We start from the raw sequence: 12,624 nt of genomic DNA, 5'->3' as shown, positions 1-12,624 counted from the left end.
ATGGATATACAAACGTCTTTTCTCGACCGTCTATTCGAATCCGGTCTTCTGATCGACACCGGCGTTGACGGCCTCTATGGCCGCAGCGCCCAGTTCGAAGATGTCATCGCCGCATTCGAGCGGCTGATCGACAGGTTCGGCGGCGCCGATGGCGCCGAAGTCATCCGCTTTCCGTCGGGCATGAACCGCGCCTTCTTCGAGACGAGCGGCTACATGAAGAGCTTTCCGCAGCTCGCCGGCACCGTGCACAGCTTCTGCGGCAACGAGCTCGACCACATGAGCCTGCTGAAATGCATGGAAGTCGGCGAAGACTGGACGAAGGACCAGGAAGCGACGGACATCGTGCTGACGCCGGCGGCCTGCTATCCGCTCTACCCGACAGTCGCGAAGCGCGGTCCCTTGCCGGAAAGCGGCGCGCTGTTCGACCTGCAATCCTATTGCTTCCGCCATGAGCCTTCCAAGGACCCGGCCCGCCAGCAGCTATTTCGCATGCGCGAATATGTCTGCATGGGCACCGCCAAGCATGTCACGGATTTCCGCCAGAGCTGGATGAGCCGCGGCGTCGAGATGATGACGGCCGTCGGTCTCGAGATCACCATCGATGTCGCCAACGATCCGTTCTTCGGCCGCGCCGGCAAGATGCTCGCCAACAATCAGCGCGACCAGAAACTGAAGTTCGAGCTGCTGATCCCGATCACCTCCTCCGCCAAGCCGACCGCCTGCATGAGCTTCAACTACCATCAGGACGCCTTCGGCGCGAAATGGGGTCTGAACCTCGAGGACGGCAGCGTCGCGCACACTGCATGCGTCGGCTTCGGTCTCGAGCGCATCGCGCTCGCGCTTCTCCATCATCATGGGCTTAATACCGTGGCTTGGCCCGAGAGCGTGCGCAAGGCACTGTGGGGTTGATCATGGCTTCCGTCTTTAGGGACCTCGATCCCGCTACCCATAAGTCGCACGCGTTGCATGCCAGCGAGCGCATGTGGCCCGAAACCAACTGCTATATCGACCTCTGGATCGAAGTGCTGAACACGCTTAGGCTTCCTCCGGAAGCCATGCTCGGCTTCACTGTGACTCTGGATTTCGAGGGCGACCAGTTCCCCTTCTTCAAAGTGCCGCTCGAAGATCTCGAAGCGATCTACGGCATTCGCTGCACCGAGCTGGCGATCTACGACGAGGTCCAGCATCACGTTGCCGAACAGATCGGTCGTGGCCGGCTTTGCCTGGTGGAGACGGACCCCTTCTTTATGCCGGATACGCAGGGCGTCGGCTATCGCTGCGAGCACGGCAAGACGACGATGGCGATCAATCGGCTTGATATCGCCGGCCGTTCGCTCGACTATTTTCACAATGGGGGCTTCTTCACCCTTTCGGGCGAGGATTTCGACGGACTGTTGCAGTTGCAGCGTACGGAAGAGGATCCGCCGTTCCTGCCCTATACCGAATTTGCTAAATTCCCCGAAAAGGTGCCGGGAGAATCCGCCATTCGGCAAACGTCGCGGCAGCTCCTGGATTTCCATTTCTGCCGCCGCCCCACGGCCAACCCCATACGTGCCTTCGCAGCGGTTTTCCCGGCGCAGGCGGAAGCGGTGGCCGAGCGGTCCTTCGGCTTTTTCCATAAATATGCCTTCAATACGCTGCGCCAGCTCGGGGCCAATTTCGAGCTGATGGGCAGTCATCTCAATTGGCTGTCGGCGGATTTCGCGGAGGCGGCTGGTGAGGCACGGCGGATTTCGGAGGTGGCGAAATCAGTGCAGTTCCGGCTTGCCCGAGCGATAACCCGCAAGAAATTCGAGCCGCTGCAGACGGCGCTTGATCCGGCCGCGGATGCATGGGATTCCATGGTGCGAATGCTTGGACAAAGGCTTTAGTTGCATATGATCTTCTCCCAAAGGCCGCTTTGCATCTTTTGGGATCATGTTTTGAGCTGGGGGAGGTGCCTACGTGGGCATAGACCCCACATTCGAGTTGGTCAACGCCGAGACGATAAAGCTTTGCCATTTCCAAAGGCGTTGCGAATTTCATTGCATCGCGCCGGCATGGATTGCTTCTTCAGGATGAGAAAGCTGCGCTGGAAATACTGACAGGTCCCATGGGGATATTGGAGACGCAACCGATCTCAAGTCCAAGAAAGCGTCTCAGAATGCGCTTTATGTAGATTGGACTCAATCACGTATCACTGGAGATGACATGCTCGAAAAGTTCGCACGTTACCCGCTTACGTTTGGGCCCACGCCCATTGAGAAACTCGACCGTTAAGCGCGAGGACTGCAACTCGGGTCTCGCGTTCGGCGGAAACAAGCTCCGCAAATTAGTCGACCGTGAAGAACGCTGTTTTGATTGTGGCGGGCAGGATTCTCCGTCGCCACAGTTTTTACGTTGAGACGTCAGGAAGCGTGTGACGCGGAAACCTGGTGGGATCGCGGCAGAGACGCCAGGAGCATGGCGGCGAGCAGGCACAAAAAGTCTCTGAACCAGTTGAGCAGGAGCGAGAAGTTGTAGCCAACGGCCGCCAGAACGGCATTGATGGCATCTCCGTGTTGTTCGGCGAGATAATTGCGATCCATCCGATGCTCGTTCTTGATGTGGCCGATGACGGGCTCGACGGCTGACCGTCGTCGCATCTGTCGTTTGATGGCCGGCGTCACGCGGCGCTTCTGACCACTGGTGAAGACCCTGAGCTTGTGGCTCTCAGGCGCATTGTGGCGATATCCGGCATCGGCCAGGATGCGGGACAACTCGTTGCCGATCGTCTCCTCCATGTCGGGGATGATGGTCTCGAGGGTGTGCCCATCGTACGGATTGCCCGGCAGTGCCATGGCGTGGAGGGCGAACTGGCCGCCTTGGAGCGGTTCAGTGTCGTGGCCACCGAGACTTTGACGCCAAACTCGTAGGGCTTGTGTGCCTTGCCTTTACCGATGCATTCGACTTCGTCGACGTGAAGGCTGTAAAGCGCCTTTATCCGCTCCTCGCCCATGCGCTGGCGCCAGCGCGTCAGCGACGAACGGTCGAAGGGCAATGTGTGCTGGAAGAACGTCTCGCCGCAGAAGTATTGAAAATACGGGCTGTCGAGGTAGCGGGTACAGACAGCCTCATCCGACAGGTTGAACGTATGCTTGAGGATTGCCAGGCCCGCCATCAGCCGCGTCGGCAACGGCGGCATACCGGCTCCATCCGAATAAATCTCACCAAACCGTTCTTGTTGCCCCGGGCGGACAAGCAATTGATCAGTCGGGCAGGATAACGTTTCTCGGCAGAAACAGCTCTGATCTGACAGCTATTGTAATTGCGTCCATGCCGGGAGAGCACGCGTGCGAAATATACTCGGATGTTTCGGGGCGTTTACACTGCGACCCCAATGTCCCGGGAGGAGCACGACTGATCCCAGAGATTGCCTATGGGACAATCGCGCGGATGCCACGCCATGGCGCAAAAGTACTGCACCATAGGGCGGTGGACTACGCTGAACAGCACTCGGTCACGATTGCTTGCAAATCGCTCACGAGCGACGGAGTAGTTGCGGGCACGATTGCAACAGGTCATGGGAACGCCATTCAGTGGCAATAGCTCGCGACGTAAAGGTATTGTCGTACGGCTGCATTGCAGAGCGCGACGATCTGCGCGAACTTCTTGCGCGATGGGACGTTAGCGCAATTTCCGTGGAGGGGAACCGGGGGATCTATGTAGGCATCTTAACAGATGCAGATTTTGCTATCAGGAGTCTCGCACTCAGGCAAACGCGTGGTGACCCTTAGAACGATATCCGCGGTGACAGAGTTTGACTCTTCGACATTTCGCACTCCTTAGAAGACAATTACGAGCTGGCGATTTCACGGGCACGCCATATCCATGAACAAATGTATCCTGGCACTAACGGCAAGTCAGTTTTGCCGAGAGTGGCTAAGCAACATTCCACTCATAGTTCGCTGCTCATGCGTAAAATTAATGCGGCGGAAAATACGTATTGAGTCAAACGGTGGCGTACAATGCGGTGATATTGCCCCTGAGCCCAAAAAACACGTGCGCCCCCGAGGCGAAGGGAAAATGCGAGAGCACTTTCTCACCGTTGGAATCGATTGGGTGACCACTGGGGTTCTTGGTTCTTGGCAAAATTGCTGTGATTGAGCGCGCGGGAGGGACGCAGGTCGATGAAACGTTTTTATCACCAAGCCATGCCTACTCGGATAGCGCGTAGCCAACGGATCGTACGGTGCGTATTAGATTCTGATCGTCGCCCGAATTGAGAGCTGCTCGCAAGCGTCCAATGTGAACATCGATAGTGCGGGGGCCGACATGGACAGCGGGCAGCCAAGCTGCCTTACGCAACTCATCCCTGGAGTACACCCTACGGGGGCTTTTTATGAGATGGTGCAACAAGCGAAATTCGGTGGGAGCGAGATGAATCATGCGGCCGTTTCGCCGTACGCGATAGGTGCTGATATCCAGTTCGAGGTCGCGAAAGGCGAACAATTCTTGGTCACCGGGAGCGGGATCGCTGTTTGTGTTTTGCCAGATCGCGCCAATGCTTGTCATGACTGTCTCCGGCGAAAATGGTCTGCTGAGATATTGATCGGCACCGGACTCTAGCAATCGTTGCCGACTGGCTTCGTCACCTTCAGCGGCAAGCGCAATAATCAACATTGATCGCGTCCGGTGGTCCAGGCGGAGCTGTTTGCAGAGCGCCTGCGTCTCCACACCGGGGATACGTGATTCAAGAAGGAGCAGATCCGGCGCGATTGTCTGGAGGCGGTTGGCTAGCGCCTCGCCATCGCGCACCCCGGTTACAATCAAACCACGACTTTTGACGATATATTCCAGAAACGCGCGAAAGCTATCATCTGCCGCAGCGATCAGCACCAATGGCGGTGGTATGCAACTCGGACTCGCGGCGTCATTCGACATTACGCAGTCCCTTCCGACGTGCATTTGACCGGCCGCTTCATGTAGTTCTCCAATGAAAGGTCAATTTCCGGTCAGAGGCGGGAACAGTCCAGCGGTTGATCGTGGAATGATCAATCCGCAGGCTCCGTTGACGACTCGTTTCTTCCAATAGACCTCTTGAGAACATCTGACCTACCAAGGCCTTCACCGGATAAGCGACCCCGGGAGAAAGTGGACTCGCCAGGTGCTGTATTGTGGATGGTGTTATCATAGGATGCTCCTCCCGATCGGTAACGGATTTTAGCAATACTTATGCATGCACCGTGCCAAAGCGGGCCGGCCGCCGAGGACGTCGGTCTGCGGGGACACTCTTTTTCTCGGACATTTGCCCCGCATACTTCTCTGGCGATGGCACGCTGATCGAAGCCTGGGAGTCGATGAAGAGCTCCAAGCCGAAGGACGGCCCAACGGCCGATTGAACCACCGTCGGATGGCGGCGGCCAGAATGGAGAAGCAGGCTTCCATGGTGAAAAGCGTTCCAACGAGACGCATGCTTCAACGACCGACCCGGATGCAAGACTTTATAAGAAAGGAAAGGGAAAGGAGGCCAAGCTCTGCTTCATGGGACATGGGCTGATGGAAAACCGCCATGGCCTGCCGGCCGACGCCTGCCTGACTGAGGCCAGGGGGTTGCCGAACGGGTCGCGGCTCGTGAGATAATCGAACCCTTTTCTGACCGGCCGCAAGCGATTACGCTGGGTGCCGACAGGGCCTATGACACCAAGGACGTCGTCAAAGATTTGCTGTCGATGAAGGTGACGCCCCATGGGGCGCAGAACATCAATGGTCGCCGCTCCGCCATTGACGGGCGCACGACGCGTCATTCCGGCTATGGGGTCAGTCTGCGCATCCGCAAGCGCATCGAGGAAGCGTTCGGCTGGATCAAGACCGTCGCGGGGCAAGACAAGACGAAGTTCCGCGGCCGTGACCGTGTCGGATGGGTCTTCACCTTTTTGCGGCCGCCGTCTACGATCTGGTGCGGCTGCCGAAGCTCATGGCGAGACAGGCTGATGGCTAGAGTGTCTCCCTTCGCCGAGGCTTTCGCCGGTCGTTGGCGCATCGTCGAGATGGACAAATGAGGCAACAGCGTCCTCGATCTCGTCGAAGAGCGCATCTGACATTCCAGGGCGCGGCAGACGGCGAAATCGCCTTCGTGGCGCTCAAGGGGTTCCTTGATGTCCGCTACGGCGCACGGGATAGATCAGCCTATGTGGAGTTCTCGTGGGAGGGACGAGACGAGAGCGAGCAGGCCTGTCGTCGCGGATGGGCTGCTCTCGGGTCCGCCGGACGCTTTGTCGGGCACTTCTACATCCACAGTGGAGACGATTCAGGCTTCGTCTGCGAACGCGAAAGACTTCTTCAACAGCCTGCTATGTCACCAAAACACGGGGAGAGTGACATTCCAACTTTGCAGGATCAGCACAGGCGGCCCACCAGTTCTCGCGCATTCTGCGCACCAACCATAGCCCCTTATTTGTGACCTCCTACCTGAAGCGCCGCACTGGAATCATAGCTTGCACGTTCCGAAACTTGAGTTTGGAAGCCCTACGTTGAGAGCCTGAGATCAAAACGACATTCTCATGAATTCAGAACCAAAAACATGCCCCTGTGGCGATGGCGCACTACCAACAATCAAATCTGGACATAAGCAATATGTCGGATTCGCTCCATAGCTGTTTTAGAACGGTTGCGTTGTTTTAATGCGGTTTTCTCCCGTGGCACGATACGTGCATGGTTTTGCGGAAACCCCTCATGGAGTAGAAACGCTTTGTCGCAAACTGATTGGGAACGTCGATCCTCCCCGAATGCCGCACCTCGTCTTCACACAACGGTGTCGCCCACTCGTCCTGCGCGCAACACCGCCGCGGTGATTGAGTATGCAGAACCGCATTTCCGGTTAGCACGGGAGCGAGGATTGATAGATGTTTACGGGCGTTCGGCAGACGGTCGGACGATTCTTTTGGAAAAGGACGACCATGCCGGCCGGAGTGTCGTCGATTTCGTTAGATGTTCGTATCTTGGCTTCGACAATCATCCTAGCGTAATCGCCGGCGCGGTTGCCGCCGTCGAGCAATATGGCTCGCTTCATTGGTCCTGTGCCCGAACTCGGCTAAATTTCGGTTTGATCGGAGATCTGGAAGAAGATCTATCTGACCTCTTCGACGCGAAGGTAATCACCTATTCATCATTACTGGCGGCTAACATGGGTGCCCTACCGCTCATCGCCTCGGGCCACCTTACCGGCGGGCGAAAGCCGCTGATGGTCTTCGATCAGTTTGCTCACGCGACCCTCGCCTTTCACAAGCCAGTGGTCGCAGAACAGACCCGGGTAGGCACGATTCCCCACAACGGCCTGGAGGAGTTGGAGCGGCTTTGTCAGGAAAACGACTTGGTCGCTTATATCTGCGATGGCGTCTACTCCATGGGCGGCGCGGCTCCCGTGGATGAGCTAACTCGACTTCAGGCCCGCTATGGAATGTTTCTCTACATCGATGATGCTCATGGAATTTCGCTCTTTGGGCAACAAGGCGAGGGCTATGTCCGATCTCAGTTGTTGGGCGCGGTTGGCGACCGCACAATCATTGCTGCCTCGCTTGGAAAAGGATTTGGCGCGTCTGGTGGCCTGCTCATGTTAGGCACCGCGCATCAGGAAAATCTTTTTCGAAGTTTTGCAATCGCGCATGCGTTCTCAGCGTCGCCCAACCTGGCCGCTGTGGGAGCTGCGCTTGGATCCGCTCGGCTCCACCGCACGCCGGAACGCGACGTTCGTCGGCGCAAGCTCTGGGACAATGTGCTGCTGTTCGACTCTATCCTGCCCACTGCGCAGAAAGGCGAGAAGTTGCCAATCCGCGTCATCCAGATCGGCGATGAGCACAAGGCGATTGCCGCAGGGCGAGTTCTCCTGGAGAAAGGGCTTTATGTGTCGGTGGTCTTCTTTCCGACGGTTGCGCGCGGAAAGGCAGGCTTGCGCATCTGCCTGACTGCCAGCCACTCGGATGACGAAGTGAGACAGGTCGCACAAACCGTCTTCGAGATCCTGGATCGATCCTGAGGAGCAAAACCTGATGCCTGACCATCCCCCATCCGCTGGAGCCATCAGAGCGGGCTTTGGTTACGCCTTGCATGATTTTAGGTCAAATGGGAAATCCGGGATGCAAAATCATGCCAATGGCGCATTAATAGCGCAGGGCGATGCCTTTCTGCTGCAGAAAAGAAGCGGGGATTTAGCACCGCCCAAGAGGTATCTCCGCCTTGGAGATATAGCCTATGAAGCAATGAAGGAGCGGCTGGTGCGCGGCGCCTTCGAGCCCGGGCACAAGCTAACAGTGCGCGCCGTCGCGGACGCGCTCGACGTCAGTTCCACGCCGGCACGCGACGCCTTGAACCGCCTCGCTGCCGAGGGCGCGCTTGTCTATTCGGGGGCCAAAACGATCATGGTGCCCTATTTGACTCTAGAAGCGCTTCAGGAAGTCACTGCCATGCGGCTAGCCCTTGAAGGGCTAGCATCGGAGCGGGGTGCCGCGCGAGCCCCGGCCGGTCTTGCGCACTCGCTGCAGGAAATGCAGGCGAAGATTAACAAGGCACTCGATAGTCGGCGATATTCCGACGTACAGTGGATGAATAAGGAGTTTCACTTCGCCGTTTACAGGCACTGCGGCATGCCATATTTGATGTCGACCATCGAAACACTTTGGCAGCGGATTGGCCCCTCATTTCATGACCTGCTTCCGAAGTTCGCTATTCAAAAATACGGCATGCGCAATCATGAAATAGTTATCGAAAGCCTACGAGAAGGCGATAGCGCAGGTGTTAGAGCAGCGTTCGAAGACGATATTCGCGACGGTTATCGGCGTCTGGAGTAATACAACGTGAATGGACGGAATTTCCGGGAATCCTTGAGGAGCGCATTTATGTTGCACAAAACTCCGGCTCTGGAGTGCGTTGGGTCGTCTGGCGGCAAATCAACCGCATTGTTCGTCCGCGGGAAGAAGTTGGAGGACGCAACGTGAGTGCTGCCGCAAATCCGCGAAGTGCGGTCGTTACGGGGGGCACAAGGGGTATCGGACTCGCCTGCGCGGAGCATCTTCTTGCCACAGGGCACCGTGTCGCTATCTTTAGCACACAAGCTGCTCGTGTTGAAAAGGCGCGTGAGGACCTCTCGCGCAAGTTCGGCGCAGATAACGTTATCGCGGTAACGGTTGACCTACGTCAACCGGACGCCTTGGCAGGCTTCTTCGACAATGTTCGTGCGACCTGGAGCTCGCCGGCGGTCCTCGTGTGCAATGCTGGCTTTTCACCGAAGCATGATGGCAAGCGTCTCGCCTTCGATGCCATTCCGCTTAAAGAATGGAATGATGTCCTGGCGGTCAACTTGACCGGTGCGATGCTATGTTGCCAATTGGCGATCCCGGCCATGGCCGCCAACAGCTTCGGGCGAATCGTCTTGATAGGGTCCATGGGGGGCCGTGGTTTGCCGAGATTTGCTGGCGCGAGCTACGTCGCCTCGAAAGCAGCCTTGGCAGGAATTGCACGCTCGCTGGTCAGCGAATATGCGTCTACAGGCGTGACGATCAATACGGTGGCGCCAGGGAATATTCTCACGGAAATGGGAGGCTCGCCAGACAGCCCGATCAATCAAGCCGCACTTGCCCGAATTCCTTCCGGGCGAATGGGGCTGCCCGAGGATATTGCCGCGGTGGTGGCGTTCCTTGCCTCTGATCAGGCCGAATTCATCAACGGCGCAATCATTGACGTCAACGGCGGGGAATATGTCCCCTCTTAGCGAAACGGACGTTTTCGGCAATATGCGCCGGGGTAGCGTTCTTGACGCCGTCTCGCGCTCGGCGCCTCTTTCACCGGCCGCAACGTGCCTATCGATTGATAGCGCGCCATCGTCATCTTTGGCCTCCTCGACGAATGCACCTTCATTCTGGTCGAAGGCTGACCCTTATCGCCTCCATCTCACATTGGCCAACGCGCTGCTGGCCTTACAATTGCAATTCAAAGGGTACCGACGTCGTGAGCCGTCACATGTCGCTTGTTCCGTTTCGGTGGCTTTGCAAAGACTACATGTTCACTTGCGAGAGCCTTTACGACGCCATGCCATGAGCAAGCCTCCGCCAAGTTCGAGCCATCGACATGGCCGCTGCTCTATTCACAACGACTAGCTGAGAGAGCGGCTCGCCGCGACTGTGGCGGTTAATCGTAACACAGCTCGCGGTCGCTCACGCAATGTGCTGTTTCATACAGACCGATAGCCACTTCGCTTTGCTAAGTTGAGACGAACAACGGCGGCATCGAGCGCGAGAAAACAAGTTAGCAACGGCCAGAAAAAGTCCTCACAATGCCAAAGAGATTATCGCCGCTCGTACTCTTGCAACATAAATCGTTCCGCTCACTCTGGTCAGCTTCTCTTATATCGAATCTGGGTAACCTAGTTGAGGGGGTAGCTGCGGCGTGGCTGATGACGAGCATCGCCAACTCCCAAGAACTGGTGGCACTGGTCCAGGCATCAACCGCACTGCCAGTAATGATCCTTTCGCTCGCCGCAGGGGCGCTCGCGGATAACTTTGATCGGCGGCGGATCATGTTGACGGCGCAACTGCTGATGCTCTGTGTATCCGCCGCGCTAGCAATCCTTACCTATGAGGGGCTTGTAACACCTTGGATGCTGTTGAGTCTGACCTTCCTGCTTGGCTGCGGTTGGGCCTTGCATGACCCTCCGTGGTATGCGTCGATGGGCGACATAGTGCCTCGTGAACATCTACAGGAGGCGGTTGCGCTGAACAGCATGGGGTACAATCTCATGCGCAGCATCGGCCCTGCGATTGGCGGCATCATCGTCGCAGCAGCCGGTGCGGCCTTCGCGTTTCTGTTTAATGTATTTTGTTACTTGGTCCTAATCATAGCGCTCTGGCGATGGAAGACGGAACCTCTGCCAAAATTGCTTCCGCGGGAAACGTTCGGCAGTGCAATGGCCGCAGGCTTCCGCTACGTAGTCTTGTCGCCAAACTTGCTCAAAGTGATGTGCCGGAGCCTTGTTTTCGGCCTCACTGCCATCGTCATTTTGACTCTGTTACCCGTCGTCGCCCGAGATCAGGTTGGCGGCACTGCCACGTCCTACGGCATCATGCTTGGTTTTTTCGGCTTGGGCGCGATCTGTGGCGCGCTTCTGATCGGACAGGCTCGGGAAGTTCTGAGCAATGAGTGGGTCATCCGCAGCGCATTTTTTTTGCTGGCCATTAGTTGCTTTTTTCTGGCGTTTAGCGAAAACGTTTGGGTTAGCTGCCTGCTACTCATGCCTGCAGGTGGAGCGTGGGTACAGGCATTCTCCCTGTTCAACGTAACCGTTCAACTCTCCACGCCGCGGTGGGTCGTCGCAAGGGCCTTGTCGCTTTATGAAACAGCTGCATTCGGCGGCATGGCGGCGGGAAGCTGGATCTGGGGTGAACTGGCTGAGGCGCAGGGCGTTTCCGAAGCCTTACTCATCGCAAGCATTGCTCTCGTTTTCGGCGGGCTGATTGGCATCGTTCTTCGGCAGCCGGATTCTGAGACATTTGATCTCGACCCAACTAACAAATTTTGCGAGCCGGTGCTGCAACTTGATCTGAGACCACGAAGCGGACCGATCTTGGTAATGATCGATTATTCCATCGATCAACGCGATATTACCGTGTTCCTCAATGTAATGGCTGATCGGCGAAGGGCTCGACTTCGCGATGGCGCTAGGCAATGGGCGCTTCTTCGCGACCTGGAAAAACCCCACTTGTGGACAGAAAGCTATCATGTTTCGACATGGGTAGAATACGTGCGGTATAATCGGCGACTGACGAACGCCGACGCTGAAATCGGGGCGCGCCTCGAAGCTCTACACCGCGGTGAAAGCCCGCCGATAATTCGCCACAAGATTGAGCGGCAGACCGTCCCGGTGCAGGACGATATGCCTCTTAGACCTCATTTCGAAAAGACCTGAATCCCTAAAGAAAATTTGCGCGGCCGGATAGCGGCCGAAGGGCATCGGCCTCCGCAGCAAAACGTTCAATCGGTGCTTCACCAGTCGTGCCGTGTTCTCGTCGGTCTGTGACCTGTCGTATCCATCGGTCAAGGTGCGCCTCGAACGAAGCCCAGTTCTCAAACCGGCGACCAGCAATAGCATTCTTCTTGATGTACCCGACCCCGCGCTCGTCCTTCCCCTTTGTTCGGGCCCGATAGGGAGCGCAAGCGCGTGGCGCGAAGCCCCAGTAGCGGGCAAACGCCCAGAGTCGCGCATTGAAGCGAACCTCCCGGCTAACCGCGTCGTGATGTTCGACAAGCGCCTTCGCATTATCCAGCAAAACCTCAGCGGGAACGCCGCCAAACCGAAGAAACGCGCCTTCCATCCCCTCGAACCAATCGGTCTGCCCTTCTCTCAATGAGGCACGGATATGAATACGTCTGGAATAGCTCAACGTGGCGACAAAGACGTTTACCCGAAGCCGCTCGTCACCGATCCAGACACGCGTCTGCCCGAAGTCGATCTGCAACTGACGACCAGGCGGCGTTTCAAACCGCACTGTCGCACGCTTTTGCGCCCTGAGTTCCCGCCGCCATTCCCGGACTCGAAGCTCTACCGAACGCAAACCGATGATAATTCCATGCTCGCTCGCCAGCTCCTGCCGGATCACATCGGCATTGCCATCATGG

Annotated in this window: 8 protein-coding genes and 5 pseudogenes; 10 read left to right on the top strand and 3 right to left on the bottom strand. The window is 57.0% G+C overall.

What is annotated here, in order from left to right:
* From BN77_RS28975 to BN77_RS33875, 3 genes and pseudogenes are all read left to right on the top strand, one after another.
* Complete coding sequence (locus BN77_RS28975) at window positions 1-909, top strand: amino acid--[acyl-carrier-protein] ligase (RefSeq protein WP_040679145.1); 909 nt, start codon at window positions 1-3, stop codon at window positions 907-909.
* A 2-nt stretch (window positions 910-911) separates the two neighbouring features.
* Window positions 912-1,871: a DUF1839 family protein gene (locus BN77_RS28970; protein WP_081593631.1), complete on the top strand. Its 960-nt coding sequence runs from the start codon at window positions 912-914 to the stop codon at window positions 1,869-1,871.
* A 319-nt stretch (window positions 1,872-2,190) separates the two neighbouring features.
* Window positions 2,191-2,314: pseudogene (locus BN77_RS33875) on the top strand (1-aminocyclopropane-1-carboxylate deaminase); the annotation flags it as partial.
* Between the two features lie 73 nt (window positions 2,315-2,387).
* Here BN77_RS33875 and BN77_RS32910 read toward each other — a convergent pair.
* Window positions 2,388-3,211, bottom strand: a pseudogene (locus BN77_RS32910) (transposase); the annotation flags it as partial.
* Here BN77_RS32910 and BN77_RS35320 point away from each other — a divergent pair.
* On the top strand, window positions 3,124-3,567 hold the full coding sequence (locus tag BN77_RS35320) for an amino acid kinase family protein (protein ID WP_244426283.1): 444 nt from the start codon (window positions 3,124-3,126) through the stop codon (window positions 3,565-3,567). The pseudogene BN77_RS32910 and the gene BN77_RS35320 sit on opposite strands and share 88 nt — an antisense overlap.
* A gap of 609 nt (window positions 3,568-4,176) precedes the next feature.
* On the opposite strand, the gene BN77_RS28960 is transcribed toward BN77_RS35320, so the two are convergent.
* Window positions 4,177-4,902: a winged helix-turn-helix domain-containing protein gene (locus BN77_RS28960; RefSeq protein WP_007539018.1), complete on the bottom strand. Its 726-nt coding sequence runs from the start codon at window positions 4,900-4,902 to the stop codon at window positions 4,177-4,179.
* Between the two features lie 374 nt (window positions 4,903-5,276).
* Between BN77_RS28960 and BN77_RS28955 the strand changes: the two are divergent.
* The 6 genes and pseudogenes from BN77_RS28955 to BN77_RS28935 form a co-directional block, all read left to right on the top strand.
* Window positions 5,277-5,959, top strand: a pseudogene (locus BN77_RS28955) (transposase); the annotation flags it as partial.
* A pseudogene (locus BN77_RS34510) lies at window positions 5,952-6,292 on the top strand (hypothetical protein); the annotation flags it as partial. The pseudogenes BN77_RS28955 and BN77_RS34510, both read left to right, overlap by 8 nt.
* 480 nt (window positions 6,293-6,772) lie before the next feature.
* Window positions 6,773-7,993, top strand: a complete 1,221-nt coding sequence (locus BN77_RS28950; protein ID WP_040679085.1) for an 8-amino-7-oxononanoate synthase family protein — start codon at window positions 6,773-6,775, stop codon at window positions 7,991-7,993.
* A gap of 223 nt (window positions 7,994-8,216) precedes the next feature.
* Window positions 8,217-8,804, top strand: coding sequence for a GntR family transcriptional regulator (locus BN77_RS28945; RefSeq protein ID WP_244426304.1), 588 nt, complete (start codon window positions 8,217-8,219; stop codon window positions 8,802-8,804).
* A gap of 143 nt (window positions 8,805-8,947) precedes the next feature.
* On the top strand, window positions 8,948-9,724 hold the full coding sequence (fabG, locus tag BN77_RS28940) for a 3-oxoacyl-ACP reductase FabG (RefSeq protein WP_007539007.1): 777 nt from the start codon (window positions 8,948-8,950) through the stop codon (window positions 9,722-9,724).
* A 561-nt stretch (window positions 9,725-10,285) separates the two neighbouring features.
* Window positions 10,286-11,914: an MFS transporter gene (locus tag BN77_RS28935; protein ID WP_007539005.1), complete on the top strand. Its 1,629-nt coding sequence runs from the start codon at window positions 10,286-10,288 to the stop codon at window positions 11,912-11,914.
* Between the two features lie 10 nt (window positions 11,915-11,924).
* Here BN77_RS28935 and istA read toward each other — a convergent pair.
* Window positions 11,925-12,624: pseudogene (gene istA, locus BN77_RS28930) on the bottom strand (IS21 family transposase); the annotation flags it as partial.

Source organism: Rhizobium mesoamericanum STM3625 (assembly GCF_000312665.1).
In the GTDB taxonomy this organism is placed as follows: Bacteria; Pseudomonadota; Alphaproteobacteria; order Rhizobiales; family Rhizobiaceae; genus Rhizobium; species Rhizobium mesoamericanum.
The sequence above is the reverse complement of the archived record's forward strand: the minus strand, read 5'-3'. Positions and strand labels throughout refer to the sequence as shown.

Excerpts from the sequence above, each read along its gene's own strand:
- BN77_RS28945 (WP_244426304.1), top strand. The coding sequence starts at position 8,217 with ATGAAGGAGCGGCTGGTGCGCGGCGCCTTCGAGCCCGGGCACAAGCTA.
- BN77_RS28960 (WP_007539018.1), bottom strand. The coding sequence starts at position 4,902 with ATGTCGAATGACGCCGCGAGTCCGAGTTGCATACCACCGCCATTGGTG.
- BN77_RS28935 (WP_007539005.1), top strand. The coding sequence starts at position 10,286 with ATGCCAAAGAGATTATCGCCGCTCGTACTCTTGCAACATAAATCGTTC.
- BN77_RS28975 (WP_040679145.1), top strand. The coding sequence starts at position 1 with ATGGATATACAAACGTCTTTTCTCGACCGTCTATTCGAATCCGGTCTT.
- BN77_RS28970 (WP_081593631.1), top strand. The coding sequence starts at position 912 with ATGGCTTCCGTCTTTAGGGACCTCGATCCCGCTACCCATAAGTCGCAC.